The sequence below is a fragment of the Ruegeria sp. CE8 genome, from assembly GCF_056537465.1.
In genome coordinates, this window is record NZ_JBQFRP010000002.1 from 118,029 (window position 1) to 136,779 (window position 18,751).

The following is an 18,751-nucleotide window of genomic DNA, read 5'->3' on the forward strand; positions in this document are numbered from 1 at the left end:
CCGGCGAGAACCCACCACATTCACAGGATTATGATGACCGACTTTGCCGCGACCAAAGCCATGTTCGACCTGCCCGAAAATGTCATTTACCTTGACGGAAATTCACTCGGCCCACTGCCCCGCGCTGCCGGAGACCGGGTGAATGACATGATGGTTCAGGAATGGGGGCAGATGCTGATCACCGGCTGGAACAAGGCCGGGTGGATGGGGTTGCCGACGGGCTTGGGTGATCGCGTGGGACGGTTGATTGGGGCCGAACCCGGCAGCGTTGTCATCGGCGATACCCTCTCTATCAAGGTCTATCAGGCCGTGGCCTCGGCGCTGGAACTGTGCCCTGACCGCAAGGTCGTCCTGTCTGACAGCGGGAATTTCCCGTCGGACCTTTATATGGTGGACGGCCTGTTGCGCTCTCTGGGTTCGGATTACGAGCTGCGAGTCGTCGCCCCTGAAGACGTTGCCCAAAACGTGACAGAAGATGTGGCAGTGCTGATGCTGACCGAGGTAGATTATCGCTCGGGCCGCATACACGACATGAAAGCCTTGACCGAACTGGCCCATTCGAATGGTACGATCACGGTTTGGGATCTGGCCCATTCCGCCGGCGCGATTCCCGTCGATCTGGCCGGGTGCAACGCCGACTTCGCCGTCGGTTGCACATATAAATACCTGAATGGTGGCCCCGGAGCGCCCGCGTTCATCTATGTGGCCCCGCGCCTGGCAGACCGGGTGCGCCCTGCACTATCCGGCTGGCTGGGTCACGAATCCCCCTTTGCCTTTGATCTGGATTACCGCCCCGGCAACGGCATCGAGCGGATGCGCGTCGGTACACCTCCGGTCATTCAAATGACCGCCCTGTCTGCTGCGATGGATGTCTGGGACATGGCTGACATGCAAGACGTGCGCGCCAAGTCAGTCGAGCTGACCGAGCTGTTCATCGAGCGGGTCGAGGCCACCTGCCCCGATCTGCATCTGGCCAGCCCGCGCGATCCGTCGAATCGCGGTAGCCAAGTGTCCTTCCGCTTCGCCGATGGATACGCGGCGATGCAGGCCCTGATCGCGCGAGGCGTAATCGGAGATTTCCGCGCGCCCGACATCATGCGTTTCGGCTTCACGCCGCTATACGTTGACGAACAGGATGTTGAACGCGCGGTCGAAATCCTTGCGGATATCATGCAGAACCGTTTGTGGGATGCGCCGGAATATAAGGTTCGGCAACGCGTTACCTAACCTCAAGCGCTGCGCCGATCAGTTTGGAAAACTGCGTGACAAGCGTTTCGTATTCCTGTGCACTGCCGGCGCTTACCTTCAGCCCTTTGAGAGCGGCCGTAATCGTCTTGGCCATCTCCCCCGCCTCAGCGGTCAGGCGGACTCGCCCGGCTTTTTCTTCACGCAAAAGCCACTCGGCATAAAGTCCGGCCAGATCCGCCTCGCCCTTTGACAGGATATCAGAGGCCAGTGATTTGGTGCTATCCAAGACTTCCAGCCCGTGGGGTGAGGCGAGAATGGCGGCGATCCCTTCGGTCTGAGCCTGAACCGCACGGGCAAAAACATCCGGTATGGAGCCGGGTGATCTCAACGCTTCGGCGACGGCTGCGTACTTCTCAACATAGTAAAGCTCGGTCAGTTTGCTGACGATCGCCTCTTTGTTCTTGAAATGCAGATACACGGCCGGACGGGACATCCCGGCGCCCCGCGCTATGTCGTCCATTGAAGTTTTCCGGAACCCATAAGTCGCAAAGGCCTGAAAGGCCGAGGTCAGAATCGCCTGCTGGCGTGTATCGTCTTTTATTTCTGCCATACCTGAAGTCGTGACACTTTCTGTTCATTTTGTCAATTGACATACTGACAAAATTCACCAATTATGTCAGAAACCAGCCACAGCTACGAGAGGTGCGCCATGGCGACCGACTTGAAGATCAACGGAAAGCAACATCAGGTTGACCTGCCCGATGACGTTCCCCTGCTCTGGGTTCTCCGGGACGAGATCGGCCTGACCGGAACCAAATTCGGCTGCGGCGTCGCCGCCTGTGGGGCTTGCACAGTTCACATTGATGGCGAGGCAGTACGCTCGTGCCAGGTGGCGCTGTCGGATGTCTGGGGCGATGTGACCACAATCGAAGGGGTCGGCACTCCGGGCTCGATGGCCGCAATCCAACAGGCCTGGGTCGATCATCAGGTGGCGCAGTGCGGGTATTGCCAGTCGGGCCAGATCATGCAGGCGGCCGCTCTGCTGGCTGAAAATCCTGCCCCTTCGGACGAAGACATTGACGAGGCAATGCAAGGCAACCTGTGCCGCTGTGGGACCTACCCCCGTATCCGTGCTGCAATTCACGACGCAGCATCCAAACTGAAGGAGGCGTAACCGATGGCATCCGTAGGAAAAATCCTCCGCCGCACCTTCCTGATCGGCTCGGCCGCAATCGTGGGTGGGGTGGCTTTTGGCGCTTACTACGTCAGCCGCCCTGCCGCCAACCCACTGAAGCCGGGTGAAGGAGAAACCGCACTCAGCCCCTTTGTTCTGATCGATCAACAAGGCGTCACCCTGTTCGCACCGCGCGCCGAGATGGGGCAAGGTGTCATGACCACGTGGGCCGCTCTGATCGCAGAAGAACTGGATGTGGAACTGGACCAGATCCGCGTCCTGCATGGTCCGGCCGCAGCGGCTTATTACAACTCGGCCCTGATTGGTGAGGGGTTGCCCAACAAAGGCTATGACATCTCGGACTTCCAGCACAATCTGGGTGAGGCTCTGGGCGTTCTTGGCCGAACACTCAGCCTTCAGGTTACGGGCGGGTCGACGTCGATGCGCGACGGGTTCGAACGCATGCGCGAGGCAGGTGCAACTGCACGCGAAACGCTGAAACAAGCCGCAGCTGACCGTCTGGGCGTTGATCGTTCGCAATTGAAGACCGAAAACGGTGCGGTCATCGCACCGGATGGGACACGCATTCCCTATACCGAGCTTGCCGAGGCTGCGGGCCAGATCGAGCCACCCGAAGTTGAGCTGCGCGATCCAACCAACTGGCGTTTGCTGGGACAAAACCTGCCACGCGTGGACGTGGTCGCCAAATCCACCGGCACCGCCGAGTTCGGGATCGATGTTCGCCCCGAAGGTCTGAAATTCGCGTCTGTCCGTATTAACCCGAAGTTAGGCGGAGAGATGAAAGGCTTTGACGCCAGCGCTGCCGAACAGATGCCCGGCGTCGAAAAGGTCGTTGATCTCGGCAATGGCGTTGCTGTGATTGCCAGCAACACATGGCTGGCCATTCAGGCGGTCGAGGCGATTGACGTGGACTGGGGAGACGCCCCCTACCCACCGGAAACTGGCGCAGTTTTCGCCGAGATTGCGAAGGCGTTCGATGCCTCACCGAACTCAACCATGCGTGATGATGGGGATGTAGACACCCTGCCCGAAGGTGCCTCGGAAATCACAGCAGAATACACCGTGCCCTATCTGGCCCACGCCACGATGGAGCCGATGAACGCCACTGCGCTGTTCACGGGCTCGGCGCTGGAACTGTGGTGCGGCAACCAGGCTCCGACACTCATCCAAATGCGCGCGGCCAACACCGCCAATCTGGACAAGGAAGCAGTTCAGATTCACACGACCTATCTTGGCGGCGGCTTCGGTCGCCGGGGTGAGCTGGACTTTGGCGAGATCGCCACCAAGGTCGCGATGGCCATGCCCGGTGTTCCCGTCCAGACCACCTGGAGCCGCGAAGAGGACATGCGCCACGACTACTACCGCCCCGGCGCGATGGCCCGGATGCGCGGTGCAGTCAAAGACGGTCAGGCTGTTCTGATCGACGGCAAAGTTGCGGCTCAGTCGTGCACGCAACAAGCGGTTCAGCGCTATACCGGCATACCCGGCGGAGGACCTGACAAAGTCCTGGTCGAAGGGTTCTTTAACCAGCCCTATGCGGTGCCAAACTATCGCATGAGCGGACACATTGCCGATCTGAACATTCCCGTCGGCTTCTGGCGCTCGGTCGGCAACAGCCATAACGGATTCTTCCACGAGACCTTCATGGACGAAATGGCCCACGCCGCAGGCCGCGACCCGCTGGAGTTTCGACTGGAGTTGGCCGAGGCCGAACACGCGCCCTCCGCAGGATGTCTGCAAGCCGTAAAGGAAATGTCCGGTTGGACCGGAGAAACCCCCGATGGAGTCGGACGCGGTGTGGCGATGACCTACAGCTTTGGCACGCCGGTCGCGCAAGTGATCGAGGTAGTCGACGAAGATGGCGCCATCCGTATCGCCAAAGCCTGGATCGCCTGTGATGTCGGTCTGGCACTGGATCCCGGCACGGTCGAGGCGCAGATGTATGGCGGCATGATCTATGGCTTGTCGGCTGCTGTGATGGGTGAGATCACGTTCGCTGATGGAGAAGTCGAACAATACAACTTCCCCGACTACGACGCCCTGCGGATGCACACCGCGCCGGTGACCGAAGTGAAGATCCTTGAAACCAACCGCCACATGGGCGGTGTGGGCGAACCCGGAACCCCTCCATCGATGCCAGCCCTTGGCAACGCCCTATTTGACCTTACGGGTGAGCGCGCGCGCACCCTGCCTTTGATCAATCAGTTCAATTTGCTGGTTTGATCGCGTTGCGCCGGTCTGGTCCTTCTCTCCCAGACCGGCGCACGAATTACGCGGACCGTTGGGCCAATGGCGCGTCAGACCCTGCGGCCCAGGCGTGCACTGCTGCGCCAAATGCTTTGAACAAGGGGCGCGAGACGGGGTCATTTTCGGCATCCCACTCAGGGTGCCACTGCACCGACAGGGTGAATCCCGGCGCATCCTGAACGTAGATCGCTTCGGGCGTCCCATCAGGCGCGTGACCGTCTATCACCACGCGGTGCCCGACGGTCTTGATCCCCTGCCCGTGCAGCGTGTTCGTCATCACTTCGGTCGCGCCCATCAGACGGTGAAAAACGCCGCCTTCGTTCAATGACACGATATGGCGCAGGGCAAACTTCTCTTCCAAGGTTCCATCGGGGGGCATCCGATGGTTCATGCGGCCCGGCAAATCCCTGATTTCAGGATACAGGGTCCCACCCATCGCCACGTTTACCTCCTGAAACCCGCGGCAGATGCCAAAAAACGGCTGGCCACGCTCGACGCAGGCCCGCACCAGCGGAAGGGTGATCGCGTCGCGCGCCCGGTCAAACTCGCCATGCGCCTCGGTCGCGGGCTCGCCGTATTCCTCGGGGTGAACATTCGGACGCCCACCGGTCAGCAGAAATCCGTCACAAACCTCGAGCAGTTCATCGACGCAGACATAACGCGGATCTGCCGGGATCAGCAGCGGCAAACAGTTCGACACATTCGCAACCGCGTCCGAATTCATCGTCCCACCGGCATGAGTTGGATATTGATCATTCATCAAGTACGAATTGCCGATGATACCGACGACGGGTCGAGACATTCTGCGTTCCTGTGTTGTTTCCTGTATTCTCAGAAAAACTATCGGCAGCGCAAAAAGCGCGCAATAGCACAAGCCCTGCGTGGCAGCGCAAGTTCTTGTTCAACCATGCACATGTTGGAAGATGTCCGGACCTTACTCTGTTTATAGATCGCTGCAGGAACTTTAGGCGTCGCGCAAACACCTGCAGGGACCGGAGGGCCTTGCAGGCCTTCCGCCCTTCAATGGTTCAGATCTCGCCGGTCAGACCAGCGGCTTCAATCCCGGCCAAGGCCGCAGCAGCATCGTTGTCTGACGTATCACCGGTCACTCCTACGGCTCCGATTACGGCGCCCTTTTTGTCACGCAGCAAAACGCCACCCGGAACCGGCACCACCTGTCCGCCATAGACGCCGTTCACGGCGGCCATGAAATAAGCTTGCGCTTCTGCCCGCTGCATTTGGGCCGTGCCAGCCATGCCCAGCATGACCGAACCGTAGGCCTTGCCGTGCGCAATCGCGAACCGACCGGGTGCCGCGCCATCTTCGCGTTCAAACGCGATCACGTGGCCACCTGCATCCAGCACGACGATCGAAAGTGGTTTGAGTTCCATCTCATGCCCTTTCTCAAGGGCTTTTCGGATGATGGTGCGGGCTTTGCGCAATGAAACTGCCATATCGTATCCTGTTGTTCTTTAAACGTTAAAGGCTGGCTTTCAGTTCCAACCGGCGGGCATGCAGGACCGGCTCGGTATAGCCCGATGGCTGCACGCGCCCCTTGAAGACCAGATCACAGGCCGCTTGGAAAGCAATTCCGTCAAAACCGGGCGCCAACGGGCGATAATCCGGATCATCCGCATTCTGGCGGTCCACCACCGCCGCCATCTTTTGCATCGCGGCCATGGCCTGCTCTTTCGAGATGATGTCGTGATGCAACCAGTTGGCCAACGCCTGAGACGAAATCCGGCAGGTCGCGCGATCTTCCATCAAGCCGATATCGTTGATGTCCGGCACCTTCGAACAGCCAACACCCTGATCGACCCAGCGCACCACATAGCCCAGAATGCCTTGCGCGTTGTTCTCGATCTCACGCGTGACCTCATCATCGCTGAGGTTGCGGCCGCCCAGCAGAGGAATGGTCAGCAGATCGTTCAGCGTACCGCGTGCACCGCCTGCAGCCAGTTCGTCCTGACGGGCGAGTACGTCCACCTTGTGGTAATGCGTTGCGTGCAGGGTCGCTGCGGTCGGCGACGGCACCCAGGCGCAGGTCGCGCCGGATTTCGGGTGGCCGATCTTTTGCTCCAGCATGTCGCCCATCCGGTCGGGCATTGCCCACATGCCCTTGCCGATCTGTGCCTTCCCTTTCAGTCCGCAAGCCAGGCCAATATCGACATTGCGATCCTCGTAGGAGGCAATCCACGGCGTGTTCTTGATGTCCCCCTTGGGCAGCATCGGCCCGGCTTCCATCGAGGTGTGGATTTCATCCCCGGTCCGATCAAGGAAGCCGGTATTGATGAAGGCCACACGCGATTTCGCGGCACGAATACATTCCTTGAGGTTGGCCGAAGTCCGGCGCTCCTCATCCATGATACCCAGCTTCACGGTGTTGCGCGGCAGGCCAAGGATGTCTTCGACCATATCGAAAATCTCAACCGAGAAAGCGACTTCCGCTGGCCCGTGCATTTTGGGCTTCACCACATAGACCGAGCCTGTGACCGAATTCCCACCCTCGCGCTGCAGGTCATGCATAGCGATCAGCGTGGTGCAAAGCGCATCCATCAGCCCTTCGCCGATTTCGTTGCCATCGCCATCCAGAACAGCCGGGTTAGTCATCAGGTGGCCCACGTTGCGGACCAGCATCAGAGATCGGCCTTTGAGAACATCCCATGCGCCATTGGCGGTCGTATAGGTCAGATCGTCAGCCAGTTTACGCGTGAAGGTGGAACCGCCTTTGGTAACCTCTTCGGTCAGGTCGCCCTTCATCAAGCCCAGCCAATTGCCATAGGCTACAACCTTGTCTTCGGCATCGACACAGGCCACCGAGTCCTCACAATCCATAATCGTGGAAAGCGCGGATTCCAGATAAACGTCCGCGATTCCCGCAGGATCGGACGCGCCGATGTTGCTGGACGGGTCGATCACGACCCGGATGTGCAGACCATTATTCTTCAGCAGTACGAAATCTGGGGTCCCGGCCGAACCGCCGTAGCCTACAAAACGCGAAGCATCGGCCAATGCAGGCACCAGCGCGCCCTCTTCGACACGCAGTTCAGATACATCCGCCCATGAACCGCTTACCAATGGCACCGCGTCATCCAGAAATCCTTTTGCCCAGGCAATCACCCGCGCGCCGCGTGCTGCGTCATAGCCGCCTGCCTTGGGCAGATCACCCATCGCATCCGTGCCGTAAAGCGCGTCATACAAGCTGCCCCAGCGCGCATTGGCAGCATTTAGCGCAAATCGGGCATTGGTGATTGGAACAACAAGCTGTGGCCCAGGGATCGAGGCGATCTCGGGGTCGACATTGGCGGTTTCGATCTGGAAATCCGCACCTTCCTCGACCAAATAGCCAATCTCGCGCAGAAACGCCTGATAAGCCTCGGCGTCATGCTCCTGCCCCAGGTGCTCAAGATGCCATGCGTCGACCTTGCCCTGGATATCCTGTCGCTTGGCCAGAAACGCGCGATTCTTGGGGCCCAACTCGGCAACCATGCGCGCAAGACCGTCCCAGAAGGCATCCGCTGTGACACTTGTTCCCGGCAGGACCTGCCCCTCGATAAACTCGGCCAGAACCTTATCCACCTGCAGTCCGCTGCGCGACTGTCTACTGCTCATGTTGTCTCTCCTGGGAATGTGCACGACTGTATGCCGTCAGCATTTAGGGCGAATGTTTCCGATAGGCAACTTGCGTCGCAGCGTCGCGGTTAAAAAGACTTACCAAAATCCGGTTCGGGGCATGCACAGGCAGGTCCGGCACCGCTTGCAGCCAACCGCCACAGCCCATACGTTCGCGCAAACACGAAATGATGCGAGGCCCCTGATGCGCGACGCTGCCCCAACGACAATTTATCTGAAAGACTACACACCCTTTGGGTATCTGGTGGACAGCGTGCATCTGACGTTCGATCTTGCCGCCCACGCGACCCGCGTGACCTCGCGCATCGCATTTCGCCCGAATCCGGATGCCACCGACACGACGTTCTTTCTGCATGGTGAAGAGCTGACACTGATCCGCGCATTGATCGACGGCACGGACATTACGCCCGAGGTCACCGACAAAGGCCTGACAGCCACCGTGCCCGATGCCCCCTTCGTCTGGGAAGCCGAGGTCGAGATCGATCCCGGCAACAACACCGCGCTCGAAGGGCTTTATATGTCGAACGGCATGTACTGCACCCAGTGCGAGGCCGAGGGATTCCGCAAGATCACTTATTACCCTGACCGCCCCGATGTGATGTCAACATTCACCGTGCGCATCAATGGCGACCTTCCGGTGCTGCTCTCCAACGGCAACCCCTCGGGCAAAGGCGAAGGCTGGGCCGAATGGACCGATCCGTGGCCCAAACCCGCCTACTTGTTCGCGCTGGTCGCCGGTGACCTGATCTCTCATCCCGGCCAGTTCACCTCAATGTCGGGCCGAGAGGTCGAACTGAACCTCTGGGTCCGCCCCGGCGATGAGGGCAAATGCGACTTCGGCATGGAGGCGTTGAAGAAGTCCATGAAATGGGACGAGGACGTCTATGGCCGCGAGTACGACCTGGACGTGTTCAACATCGTGGCCGTCGACGATTTCAACATGGGCGCGATGGAGAACAAGGGGCTGAACATCTTCAACTCTTCAGCTGTTTTGGCCAGCCCCGAAACCTCGACCGATGCCAACTTCGAACGCATCGAGGCGATCATCGCGCATGAGTACTTCCACAACTGGACCGGTAACCGGATCACCTGCCGCGACTGGTTCCAGCTGTGCCTGAAGGAAGGCCTGACAGTATTCCGTGACGCGCAATTCACATCCGACATGCGTTCGGCCCCGGTGAAACGCATCCATGACGCCATCGACCTGCGCGCACGGCAATTCCCCGAGGATAATGGGCCTCTGTCCCATCCGGTCCGGCCTGAGAGCTTTCAGGAAATCAACAACTTCTACACCGCAACGGTTTACGAGAAAGGCGCCGAGGTCATCGGCATGTTGAAACGTCTGGTCGGGGATGACGCCTATGCCAAGGCGCTCGACCTGTATTTCGACCGCCACGACGGTCAGGCCTGCACCATCGAAGACTGGATCAAGGTGTTCGAGGATACCACCGGTCGCGACCTGAGCCAGTTCAAGCGCTGGTACAGCCAATCCGGCACACCGCGCGTGACCGTGAGCGAAGACTGGAATGACGGCACCTATACGCTGACCCTTGCCCAGCGCACCGAAGAAACGCCGGGCCAGCCCGAGAAGCTGCCGCAGGTGATCCCCGTTGCCGTCGGCCTGCTTGGCCCCAACGGAGACGAAGTACGCGCAACCGAAGTTTTGGAACTGACCGAAGCCGAGCAGAGCTTCACCTTCACCGGCTTGGCAGCCAAACCTGTGGCCTCGATCCTGCGGGATTTCTCGGCCCCAGTGATCCTCGAGCACGACCACACCGATGCTGAACGCGCATTTCTGCTGGCCCACGACACCGATCCGTTCAACCGTTGGCAGGCGGGGCGGTCACTAGCCCAGGACACGCTGCTGCGCATGATCCTCGAAGACGCTGCGCCGGGCGCCGACTACCTGGACGGGATTCTGGCGGTACTGCGCGACGGTGAACTGGACCCCGCCTATCGGGCCTTGATGCTGGGGCTTCCCACACAGTCCGAGTTGGCCGCTTCTTTGTACGATCGCGGCGAAACGCCCGATCCAATGACGATCTGGACTGCTGTCGAAACGCTGCGGCAGGCAACAGCGCAGCATGTTCAGGACTTGCTGCCACGCCTGCACAGCGAGACCTTGATCGAAGCCGCATACAGCCCTGATGCCGAGCAAGCCGGCAAACGCTCGCTTGGCAGCGCCGCACTGGCTCTGACCTCGCGGTTGGATGGCGGCGCAAGGGCGGCCGAGGAATACAACGCGGCGGGCAACATGACGCTGCAACTGAACGCCCTGTCCTGCCTGCTGCGCGCTGGTAAAGGCGAAGCCGAACTGTCTGCGTTCTACGACCAATGGCAACATGACCGTCTGGTCATGGACAAATGGTTTGGCCTTCAAGTCGCAATGGCGTCCCCCGTTACCACTGCCGACATTGCGCGCGCGCTCACAGAGCACGCTGAATTCAACTGGAAGAACCCCAATAGATTCCGTGCCGTCATGGGCGCTCTGGCAATGAACCACGCTGGTTTCCACCGCGAAGACGGTGCCGGTTATGAACTGCTGGCGGACTGGCTCATCAAGTTGGACCCGGTCAACCCGCAAACCACTGCACGGATGTGTTCGGCGTTCCAAACGTGGAAACGCTATGACGCGGACCGGCAGGACTTGATCCGTGCACAACTGACCCGCATCGCCGAAACGCCAAATCTGTCACGTGACACGACCGAGATGGTTTCTCGTATCCTCAACGCATGACGGACTTCACGTTCACCCGTCAGAACAGGGCGCCGCGCACAGTCGGTGTCCTGATCTGCGTCTATGCGGCGCTCCTTGCCCTTGTGATCCTGTTTGACGCGGCGTGGTGGCTAGTTGGTCTTATGAGCTTGGCCACTTTGCCTGCCCTATGGGACATTGCGCAGAACACCAGCGCCGGGTTGAGCCTGGATCAGGACAAACTGCGGTGGTTTACCGGAACCCGCGAGGCCGAGGTCGAGTGCTCGGACATAGACTACATCCGCTTCGATACCCGGTGGGATTTCTCGGTTCGCGTCTCGCTGGTTCTGGTCTCTGGGAAACGTATTCGATTGCCGGACGAGTCGACCCCACACCACCGCGAATTCGAACAGGTGCTGCAGCAAGCGGGCTTTCGTGTCGAACGTCACCACTTCACCGCATTCTGAAACAATGTTTGCAAAATTTGAAAATTATCTAAGAAAATTTAACGATAGAATCCAAAAAACTTGAATTCGGTATCATTTCCGGCAAAGCTTTCAAGCTAGGTTACTTGGTTTTTTTGTTTCGAGTGTTGCCATGTTCTGGTTTTTTAGGGACCGTTGGTCTCGTTCCCGGTCTTCTTCGCGCCCAACCGCGCCGGATACGCGCCACGCGGATTCTGCTATTGCCGCTGTGTTGCCCGATCAAGGGCAGTTGAACATCCCATTAGCCGATATTCAGGCGCAGGATGAGATTGGGCGGAGTTCTATTGAGCAAGGGCGTTTTCTGGCCAGACAGGACCGATGGACAGAATTGACTGACCTGATGCGCGCTGCGGACGATGCGCGCGACACGGCGCCGGACGGGATGCCAATCGCGGAACTGTTGGCCTTTGGCGCTCGGGCCGATGTGGTCTTGGCCGTCGAGCACGCCCTCTCTGACGCCAAGGCGCTGTCGGAAATTGATGTGCTGAGCGGGATTTCAGAATTGGAAGACGAAATGCGCGCCCACGCCGACGATCCGATGATCGCACTCGTGGTGGCGCTCGCGCATATTGACCTCGCATGGGCGTGGCGGGGCACAACAACGGAAGCAACCCTGCCTACGCTACACCGATCCCGGTGTTCCGCGCATTTCGACCGAGCCGCAGCGATTTTTCCGGAATGCCGCGCGGCCGCGCCGAACAGCCCGATCGTCGCCGCTGCAGGCTGTGCCCTGCTTGCGGGCCAGCGCACGGCCAATACGCGTGTGGCAGATGAATACGAACGGCTGATCGAATTGGACCCACACAACCAGCGGCACATGCGCGCGATGGGCACTCATCTGTTGCCGCGCTGGTTCGGCAGTTATGACGAGCTTGAGGTTCAGGCCCTACGCATGGCGGCCCGCACGCAAGAGCTATGGGGTGCCGGCGGCTATACCTGGGTACAGTTCGACGCGATTGCGCTGGACGAAGAGGCCTGCGCGCGCTTGGATGTCGACTACTTCGTGGAAGGTTTACACGACATTCTGCGCCGGCGTCCGGATCAGCAGACCGTCAATTTACTTTCGGCCTATTGCTCCATCACGATCCAGAAGGGCGCTGGCCGAAACGACAAAGCTGATCAGGTACGCAGCCAAATTCATGAGGCCGCAAACTGGCTGATCCGCGATCACCTGACCGAGTTGCACCCGCTGATTTGGGCCCATGCAGCGAACGGGTTCAATAACAGCGTCCGCATCAGTTCGCCCGAGCGGTTTGCGGCCCGTGGCCAACGTGACGCTTTGCGCGCGATAGCCGATCTGTTCCGTGATGAGCTGCGCAGCGGACTGGACGTGACCTTCACGCCGAAGGGTCTGCACCTGTCCGGGCACTGATTCCCCCTTGCCCCTAGGCCGTGCCGGGCCTAATACGCAGGCTTAGACTTCTGCGGAAATGAGGCGCGCCATGCTCGACCTGACATACGAAATGCCCAAACCCAAAACCATTGCCGGGGCCAAGCACGACTGGGAACTGGTTATCGGGATGGAGGTGCACGCTCAGGTCTCGTCCAATGCCAAGCTGTTTTCGGGCGCATCGACCCGGTTCGGGGCCGAGCCGAACTCGAACGTGGCTTTCGTCGACGCGGCGATGCCGGGGATGCTGCCGGTTATCAACGAGTTCTGCGTGGAACAGGCCGTCCGTACCGGCCTTGGCCTGAAGGCGGATATCAATCTGAAATCGGCCTTTGACCGCAAGAACTACTTCTACCCCGACCTGCCTCAGGGCTATCAGATTTCCCAGCTGTATCACCCCATCGTGGGCGAAGGCGAAGTGCTGGTCGAGATGGGCGACGGCACCGCGCGCATGGTCCGCATCGAACGCATCCACATGGAGCAGGACGCCGGTAAATCGATCCACGACATGGATCCGCATATGTCCTTCGTCGACCTGAACCGCACCGGTGTCTGCCTGATGGAGATCGTCAGCCGCCCCGACATTCGCGGACCCGAAGAGGCCGCCGCCTATATCGCCAAGTTGCGTCAGATCATGCGTTATCTGGGTACCTGCGACGGCAACATGCAGAACGGCAACCTGCGGGCGGACGTGAACGTTTCGATCTGCTTGCCGGGCGCATATGAGAAGTACCAGGAAACGCAGGACTTCTCGCATCTGGGCACCCGCTGCGAGATCAAGAACATGAACTCGATGCGCTTTATCCAGCAGGCGATCGAGGTCGAAGCCCGTCGTCAAATCGCCATCGTAGAAGCCGGAGGCAAGGTCGATCAGGAAACCCGCCTGTACGACCCGGACAAGGGTGAAACCCGCTCAATGCGGTCGAAGGAAGAGGCGCACGACTATCGCTATTTCCCCGACCCCGACCTGCTGCCGCTGGAGATTGAACAGGCATGGGTCGACGACATTGCGGCCAATCTGCCCGAGTTGCCAGACGACAAGAAGGCACGATTCATCAGCGAGTTCGGCCTGACCGACTACGACGCGTCGGTGCTGACCGCTGAGGTGGAATCCGCCGCTTATTTCGAAGAGGTCGCCAAGGGTCGCAACGGTAAGCTGGCCGCGAACTGGGTGATCAACGAACTGTTCGGTCGACTGAAAAAAGAAGACCATGACATCACCGAGTCTCCGGTTACGCCTGCGCAGTTGGGCGGGATCATTGACCTGATCGCCTCAGACGCCATCTCGGGCAAAATCGCAAAGGACCTGTTCGAGATCGTTTACACCGAAGGCGGTGACCCCGCGCAGATCGTCGAAGACCGCGGTATGAAGCAGGTCACGGACACAGGCGCTATCGAAGCCGCGCTGGACGAGATCATCGCCGGCAACCCGGCACAGGTCGAAAAGGCCAAAGTGAACCCGAAACTGGCGGGTTGGTTCGTAGGTCAAGTGATGAAGGCAACCGGCGGCAAGGCCAACCCCAAGGCCGTCAACGAGTTGGTCAGCAAGAAACTGGGATCGTAAGCCTTTCGGATTAAACGACTTCTACGGCAGGTTTCAGGCGTATGGCCTGGACCTTGCCGGTCCCTGCGCAGGGTACGCGCAACAGATGACACAGAATTTGCCCTGCGGGCGAAGATGACTTTTCGAAACCCGGCAACATGTTAGATTGCTTGGGATCGGCAACCAGGAAGATCTGATGCAGCGCTACGAATACAAAGTTGTCCCCGCCCCGCAAAAAGGCACCAAGGCCAAGGGCGTCAAAACCGCCGAAGGGCGGTTTGCTGTGTCAATCGAACAGGTCCTGAACCAGATGGGCCAGGACGGCTGGGAATACCAGCGCGCGGAACTATTGCCCAGCGAGGAGCGCTCGGGCCTGACTACGTCGACCGTGAACTGGCGCAATGTTCTGGTGTTTCGGCGTGAAATCGAGGTCACGTTCACCTCGACGCGCACGGCGGACGAGACCGTTGAGGAGGTTGTCGAGGCGCAGCCGATCCCAGGCCCTGAAGAAGTGCAAGCGCCCGCGCCCATTTCCGAAGAGGTCAAGGACCCTCCACTGACCCTCAAAGCGGCGGACTTGTCCGACACGGGCAAAGACTAGCCATAACCAGCCCGCAAAGCTGGTCCATGGTTCGTCGCGTTTTCAGACCCTTAATCAGAGTTACTCTGCCGCATTCGCGGCCTGGGTGAGATCTTGCGCCAGCATCAGTGCGTTTCCGTCAGGATCGTAAAAGGTCGCGGTGCTTACCATGCCTTCGATGGTTTCCGTTTCACCATCGAACCTAACGCCCGAAGCTTCCAAAGACTTCCGGGCCACTGTGATATCGGACACCCCAAACACCGGCACCGTATTACCCGGCGCGGGCTCTGCCTGTTCGCCCAAACCTAGGGTCACGCCTTCGGTTTTGGTCTTCATCTCGCTCCACCCGGCTTCATCAATGTGGTGGATCAGCTCAAAGCCCAGCTTGGCCTGATACCATTCGGCGCTGGCGTGTCGATCCCGCACGGACATAGCCAGCGTTATCGTGTTTTCCAATGAGACAAGTGGCATAGAACTTTCCTTTGGTTTAAAAATAAAGTAACTATACTTTATGGACATAATGATTCTTGTCAAGCTCACGTCCCGCGCCTGGTCCCTGAATATTCTGGCATTGATGCACGAGGGCCTTCCTGGGCGTCAGGCACCCTTGCTGGCTGCGACAACGGCCAGTCGGACGTCTTTTACCCAAAGTCTTGATCACTTGATTCAGCTGGGATTTCTGGAACGGAACCCCGGTCACGGTCATCCGCTAAGACCCGAATTCCGACTGACTCAGATCGGTGTGCCGATGGCCGAAACCGCCAGCCGGATCGTAAATACCGTGCCGAGTGATATAGAATTCGCTGTGCTACGCCGCAGCTGGACCGCGCCCATTCTGGCGCTGACCGACGTACCGCGACGTTTCTCAGCCCTCAAATCCGGTCTGGTCACAATCTCGGATCGGGCATTGTCAACGTCGCTCCACCGGCTGGAAGAGCAGGAATGGATACAACGAGAAATCGACGCGACGCACCGCCAGCCCTTCCCAACTTATCGCGCGATAAACCGGGGTTTCGCGATCAATCAGGCAATTGCGCTTGCCGCCTGACCAAAGTGCAAGGCTTGCTTAGGAATCAACATCCAGCGCCAGCGCATGAATGCGGGGAACGATATCGCCCAGCGCCTTGTGAACAGCCCGATGGCGGGCAACACGGGACTGCCCTTCGAATGCGCGGCCACGGATACGGACGTTGAAATGGCTTTCACCACCCTCTTGGTACCCGGCATGACCGCGATGGCTTTCGCTGTCATCCACGACCTCCAGCTCGCGCGGTTCAAACGCGGCCTGTAGGCGGGATCGGATTTCGTCGGTCACAGTCATTTTTTCGCTCAGCGGCAAAAAATTTTGCCGCCCCCCTCTTCTACTTTCGGCTGCTTAGATTAAACTGCTGCCTCCGAGTCGAAAAGATGTGTTCGTAAGGATCAGAGCATGACGAAATCAGACCCCTTCGGATTCGATATGTCCGTTTCCAGCGCCAAGAAAAAGAACCCGCGCGGGCGTCGGGGGATGTCGGGCGCATCTGAAACCTCAGTGCGAATCTGTGACCATGAGGGCTGCAACGAGCCGGGTAAGTTCCGCGCGCCCAAGGCACCCGATGTTCTGGATGATTTCTTCTGGTTCTGCCAGCAGCACGTGCGCGAGTATAACCAAAAGTGGAACTTCTTCGACGGCACCACCGAGGCCGAGCTGAACGCCCAACGCTCCAAGGACAAAGTGTGGGAACGCGAGACCAAGCCCATGGGCGACCCTGAGGCGCGCGCCTGGGCCCGTCTGGGCATCGAGGACCCGCATCAGGTGCTTGGCGCGAACAGCACCCAGAACAAGGGCCGCACCTCTGGCGGCGGCGGTCGTCGTCTGCCCCCGACCGAGCGTCGTGCAATCGAGATTCTGGAAGCCAACGACAGCTGGACCAAGGCCGAAGTGCGCAAAGCCTACAAGAAGCTGATCAAGGTGCTGCACCCGGATATGAACGGCGGCGATCGCTCGCAGGAAGAGCAGTTGCAAGAGGTCGTCTGGGCCTGGGATCAGATCAAGGACAGCCGGAACTTCAAGTAATCGGGTTACTGCGTCAGCATACTACTTAACGCCTCGGTCTCGGGGCGTTTCAAACAACGAATACGTGTCTGTTTCCAGTTGGATGCAGGGCCACGCAGTTCGGGAAAAAGCTCACGAAGCTCTTCTACATCTTCACGATCGAAAGACAAAAGGGCCATATCGCCTAGAAATAGGCTTTCCGTTGGCAAACCATGCGACATCAATATCGCGTGGCGGCTGCACGCAATGTGGTAGTATGTGACCGTTTCATCGGATTGTATCTGACGAATTGTTTTATCATTAACCAGATGAATTGCTGCGGCGAAGACCTTCGGCTCTCCAAACAACAATTCCGCGCGCCACCCTTCCATAACAATCCGGTGTTGGGGTGACACATATAGATCGCGGGTTGGTAAGCCGTCTCCCATCGCTCCCTTCTGAATGCAAACTGGCCGCAAGTGTGGATTTCGCTTCAACGTTTCCGCGCTTAGGGTCTTTTCACCAATCCACAGAATAGGCAGCAATTCACCGCTGGACACGCGAACCTTGTCCCCCACCGACAGTTCTTCGACCGGGCAGTCACCTTTTTCGGTCTCCATCAAAGTCCCCTTCACGAAACACGGCACAGTTCCGGCAGGAAGGTCCACCGTTACTATGAGCGAGTCATTGTTACCGTTTCCAGGACCAGTCGATGCGAATATTTCGACGGTGAGCTGCGTGTTCAGGGGTATGTCCGCACCCGGCGTAAGTTCGACGGTCAAAACGCCGGTCGGAGAAATTGACACAGTGTAATCAGAAGGGTCCAACCCGCCTGTCCCCGTAACAACCACAGTCCATGAAGCCCCGGCTTTCGTAGCGGTGTACTGCTGCATAACGGAGGTCGATCCACCGGGAATCGCGATCGAAGACGGGCCTAAAATTGTAAGTGACATGCGAACCCTTGGAACCTAACTACAAACAGAAACACTTGGCACACTGTACAAGATGCACATTAACTCAAAATTAACATCTAAATGTTAGAATTTGATTTTTTTGCATTGGCGATGTTCTGCATTCCCTTTCGATGTCTGCATTCAGTCGCTTTGGGGTGGGGTGTTTGCTCAATCTGTTACAATTTGCCGTTACGCCCTATCTAATGGGCCGAACCTTTGGCCCATACCCAACCAGAGATCTGCCCGACTTGGGCCTGTGGCCCAGCGCCAGCGGTTGGCGGCACCATGCGGCCTTTGGATTGTTCCGCCTGTTTTGCGGCGCGACAGTGGTTTTTGCCCTTTGCGAGGCCTGGGTCAACGGCTGGGATATTGGGTGCGTTATGTGATCGGCGTTCCCATCATGGTGCTGTCCTTCGGGATCACCCTCTGGGGTTATCGATTTCTGGGCCTCGACAACACCTATTGCGAGAGCGACGGGCTGGTGACCGGCGGCATGTACGCCTATTCGCACAACCCGCAATATGTGACATCGGTTCTGGCCACTGTGGATCTGGGTATTGCTAGCGGATCCTGGGTGACCCTCGGATTGGCCGCGTTGGTGTTCGTTATCTACTTTCTATTCGTCTTGAACGAAGAACGCTGGTTGCTGCAGGAATACGGCCGTGCGTTCCAGGAGTACATGCATTCCACCCCTCGGTTCGTTGATGAACGCAGCCTGATCCGGGCCAGTGACGCGATCCTCGAACAACCATCTGCGTGCGTCGATAAGGCCAGTTTCAAAGAAACATCCGCCTAAGTCCCTACGCGCGCGGCTTTCCCTTGCCCTTG

Annotated in this window: 18 protein-coding genes; 11 read left to right on the forward strand and 7 right to left on the reverse strand. The window is 58.7% G+C overall.

The annotated features are described in order from the left end of the window. Window positions 1–33: 33 nt before the first annotated feature. The gene (gene kynU / locus ACR0AA_RS03505; RefSeq protein ID WP_480662666.1) at window positions 34–1,227 is read left to right on the forward strand and encodes a kynureninase; all 1,194 of its coding nucleotides are present in this window, start codon (window positions 34–36) and stop codon (window positions 1,225–1,227) included. Here kynU and ACR0AA_RS03510 read toward each other — a convergent pair. After that, window positions 1,220–1,798 carry a TetR/AcrR family transcriptional regulator gene (locus ACR0AA_RS03510; RefSeq protein WP_480662664.1) on the reverse strand — a complete coding sequence of 193 codons (579 nt, stop codon included), beginning with the start codon at window positions 1,796–1,798 and terminating at the stop codon, window positions 1,220–1,222. The two genes, kynU and ACR0AA_RS03510, sit on opposite strands and share 8 nt — an antisense overlap. 99 nt (window positions 1,799–1,897) lie before the next feature. On the opposite strand from ACR0AA_RS03510, the gene ACR0AA_RS03515 reads away from it, so the two are divergent. Together ACR0AA_RS03515 and ACR0AA_RS03520 are read left to right on the forward strand one after the other, a co-directional pair. Next, a complete protein-coding gene (locus ACR0AA_RS03515) occupies window positions 1,898–2,362 on the forward strand; it encodes a (2Fe-2S)-binding protein (protein WP_480662662.1) in 465 nt (154 codons plus the stop codon). A gap of 3 nt (window positions 2,363–2,365) precedes the next feature. Then, window positions 2,366–4,606 carry a xanthine dehydrogenase family protein molybdopterin-binding subunit gene (locus tag ACR0AA_RS03520; protein ID WP_480662660.1) on the forward strand — a complete coding sequence of 747 codons (2,241 nt, stop codon included), beginning with the start codon at window positions 2,366–2,368 and terminating at the stop codon, window positions 4,604–4,606. Window positions 4,607–4,652: 46 nt separating this feature from the next. On the opposite strand, the gene ACR0AA_RS03525 is transcribed toward ACR0AA_RS03520, so the two are convergent. The 3 genes from ACR0AA_RS03525 to ACR0AA_RS03535 form a co-directional block, all read right to left on the reverse strand. Then, complete coding sequence (locus tag ACR0AA_RS03525) at window positions 4,653–5,432, reverse strand: gamma-glutamyl-gamma-aminobutyrate hydrolase family protein (protein ID WP_480662658.1); 780 nt, start codon at window positions 5,430–5,432, stop codon at window positions 4,653–4,655. A gap of 226 nt (window positions 5,433–5,658) precedes the next feature. Continuing rightward, window positions 5,659–6,084 carry a GlcG/HbpS family heme-binding protein gene (locus ACR0AA_RS03530; RefSeq protein WP_480662656.1) on the reverse strand — a complete coding sequence of 142 codons (426 nt, stop codon included), beginning with the start codon at window positions 6,082–6,084 and terminating at the stop codon, window positions 5,659–5,661. A 25-nt stretch (window positions 6,085–6,109) separates the two neighbouring features. Further along, window positions 6,110–8,242, reverse strand: coding sequence for a malate synthase G (locus tag ACR0AA_RS03535; RefSeq protein WP_480662654.1), 2,133 nt, complete (start codon window positions 8,240–8,242; stop codon window positions 6,110–6,112). A 205-nt stretch (window positions 8,243–8,447) separates the two neighbouring features. On the opposite strand from ACR0AA_RS03535, the gene pepN reads away from it, so the two are divergent. The 5 genes from pepN to ACR0AA_RS03560 all read left to right on the forward strand — a co-directional run bounded on the left by pepN (window position 8,448) and on the right by ACR0AA_RS03560 (window position 14,977). Next, entirely contained in the window at window positions 8,448–11,000 is a 2,553-nt protein-coding gene (gene pepN, locus ACR0AA_RS03540; RefSeq protein WP_480755455.1) for an aminopeptidase N, read from the forward strand. Beyond that, window positions 10,997–11,425: a hypothetical protein gene (locus ACR0AA_RS03545; RefSeq protein WP_480662651.1), complete on the forward strand. Its 429-nt coding sequence runs from the start codon at window positions 10,997–10,999 to the stop codon at window positions 11,423–11,425. The genes pepN and ACR0AA_RS03545 overlap by 4 nt, the downstream gene beginning before the upstream one ends. A gap of 130 nt (window positions 11,426–11,555) precedes the next feature. Then, window positions 11,556–12,815: a hypothetical protein gene (locus tag ACR0AA_RS03550; RefSeq protein ID WP_480662649.1), complete on the forward strand. Its 1,260-nt coding sequence runs from the start codon at window positions 11,556–11,558 to the stop codon at window positions 12,813–12,815. A gap of 70 nt (window positions 12,816–12,885) precedes the next feature. Beyond that, a complete protein-coding gene (gatB, locus tag ACR0AA_RS03555) occupies window positions 12,886–14,397 on the forward strand; it encodes an Asp-tRNA(Asn)/Glu-tRNA(Gln) amidotransferase subunit GatB (protein ID WP_480662647.1) in 1,512 nt (503 codons plus the stop codon). Between the two features lie 175 nt (window positions 14,398–14,572). After that, a complete protein-coding gene (locus ACR0AA_RS03560) occupies window positions 14,573–14,977 on the forward strand; it encodes a DUF4177 domain-containing protein (protein WP_480755456.1) in 405 nt (134 codons plus the stop codon). A 60-nt stretch (window positions 14,978–15,037) separates the two neighbouring features. Here ACR0AA_RS03560 and ACR0AA_RS03565 read toward each other — a convergent pair whose 3' ends face one another. Then, window positions 15,038–15,427, reverse strand: a complete 390-nt coding sequence (locus ACR0AA_RS03565) for a VOC family protein (RefSeq protein ID WP_480662643.1) — start codon at window positions 15,425–15,427, stop codon at window positions 15,038–15,040. Between the two features lie 49 nt (window positions 15,428–15,476). Here ACR0AA_RS03565 and ACR0AA_RS03570 point away from each other — a divergent pair, with 49 nt between their 5' ends. Beyond that, window positions 15,477–16,004 carry a winged helix-turn-helix transcriptional regulator gene (locus tag ACR0AA_RS03570; RefSeq protein ID WP_480662641.1) on the forward strand — a complete coding sequence of 176 codons (528 nt, stop codon included), beginning with the start codon at window positions 15,477–15,479 and terminating at the stop codon, window positions 16,002–16,004. A gap of 18 nt (window positions 16,005–16,022) precedes the next feature. Here ACR0AA_RS03570 and ACR0AA_RS03575 read toward each other — a convergent pair whose 3' ends face one another. Next, entirely contained in the window at window positions 16,023–16,277 is a 255-nt protein-coding gene (locus tag ACR0AA_RS03575; RefSeq protein ID WP_480755457.1) for a BolA family protein, read from the reverse strand. 108 nt (window positions 16,278–16,385) lie between these two features. On the opposite strand from ACR0AA_RS03575, the gene ACR0AA_RS03580 reads away from it, so the two are divergent. Then, window positions 16,386–17,012, forward strand: coding sequence for a J domain-containing protein (locus tag ACR0AA_RS03580; RefSeq protein WP_170331529.1), 627 nt, complete (start codon window positions 16,386–16,388; stop codon window positions 17,010–17,012). A 5-nt stretch (window positions 17,013–17,017) separates the two neighbouring features. Here the strand turns inward: ACR0AA_RS03580 and ACR0AA_RS03585 are convergent, their stop codons facing one another. Further along, window positions 17,018–17,923, reverse strand: a complete 906-nt coding sequence (locus ACR0AA_RS03585; protein WP_480755458.1) for a Hint domain-containing protein — start codon at window positions 17,921–17,923, stop codon at window positions 17,018–17,020. A gap of 373 nt (window positions 17,924–18,296) precedes the next feature. Between ACR0AA_RS03585 and ACR0AA_RS03590 the strand changes: the two genes are divergently transcribed. Further along, window positions 18,297–18,719: a methyltransferase family protein gene (locus ACR0AA_RS03590; protein ID WP_480662634.1), complete on the forward strand. Its 423-nt coding sequence runs from the start codon at window positions 18,297–18,299 to the stop codon at window positions 18,717–18,719. Window positions 18,720–18,751 lie beyond the last annotated feature (32 nt).

What these genes read in the sequence shown, in the direction of transcription:
- ACR0AA_RS03530 (WP_480662656.1), bottom strand. Translation starts at nt 6,084, where the DNA reads ATGGCAGTTTCATTGCGCAAAGCCCGCACCATCATCCGAAAAGCCCTT.
- ACR0AA_RS03535 (WP_480662654.1), bottom strand. Translation starts at nt 8,242, where the DNA reads ATGAGCAGTAGACAGTCGCGCAGCGGACTGCAGGTGGATAAGGTTCTG.
- pepN (WP_480755455.1), top strand. Translation starts at nt 8,448, where the DNA reads ATGCGCGACGCTGCCCCAACGACAATTTATCTGAAAGACTACACACCC.
- ACR0AA_RS03525 (WP_480662658.1), bottom strand. Translation starts at nt 5,432, where the DNA reads ATGTCTCGACCCGTCGTCGGTATCATCGGCAATTCGTACTTGATGAAT.
- ACR0AA_RS03580 (WP_170331529.1), top strand. Translation starts at nt 16,386, where the DNA reads ATGACGAAATCAGACCCCTTCGGATTCGATATGTCCGTTTCCAGCGCC.
- ACR0AA_RS03515 (WP_480662662.1), top strand. Translation starts at nt 1,898, where the DNA reads ATGGCGACCGACTTGAAGATCAACGGAAAGCAACATCAGGTTGACCTG.
- ACR0AA_RS03560 (WP_480755456.1), top strand. Translation starts at nt 14,573, where the DNA reads ATGCAGCGCTACGAATACAAAGTTGTCCCCGCCCCGCAAAAAGGCACC.
- ACR0AA_RS03565 (WP_480662643.1), bottom strand. Translation starts at nt 15,427, where the DNA reads ATGCCACTTGTCTCATTGGAAAACACGATAACGCTGGCTATGTCCGTG.
- ACR0AA_RS03520 (WP_480662660.1), top strand. Translation starts at nt 2,366, where the DNA reads ATGGCATCCGTAGGAAAAATCCTCCGCCGCACCTTCCTGATCGGCTCG.
- ACR0AA_RS03585 (WP_480755458.1), bottom strand. Translation starts at nt 17,923, where the DNA reads ATGTCACTTACAATTTTAGGCCCGTCTTCGATCGCGATTCCCGGTGGA.
- ACR0AA_RS03570 (WP_480662641.1), top strand. Translation starts at nt 15,477, where the DNA reads ATGATTCTTGTCAAGCTCACGTCCCGCGCCTGGTCCCTGAATATTCTG.
- ACR0AA_RS03545 (WP_480662651.1), top strand. Translation starts at nt 10,997, where the DNA reads ATGACGGACTTCACGTTCACCCGTCAGAACAGGGCGCCGCGCACAGTC.
- ACR0AA_RS03575 (WP_480755457.1), bottom strand. Translation starts at nt 16,277, where the DNA reads ATGACTGTGACCGACGAAATCCGATCCCGCCTACAGGCCGCGTTTGAA.
- ACR0AA_RS03510 (WP_480662664.1), bottom strand. Translation starts at nt 1,798, where the DNA reads ATGGCAGAAATAAAAGACGATACACGCCAGCAGGCGATTCTGACCTCG.
- ACR0AA_RS03550 (WP_480662649.1), top strand. Translation starts at nt 11,556, where the DNA reads ATGTTCTGGTTTTTTAGGGACCGTTGGTCTCGTTCCCGGTCTTCTTCG.
- kynU (WP_480662666.1), top strand. Translation starts at nt 34, where the DNA reads ATGACCGACTTTGCCGCGACCAAAGCCATGTTCGACCTGCCCGAAAAT.
- gatB (WP_480662647.1), top strand. Translation starts at nt 12,886, where the DNA reads ATGCTCGACCTGACATACGAAATGCCCAAACCCAAAACCATTGCCGGG.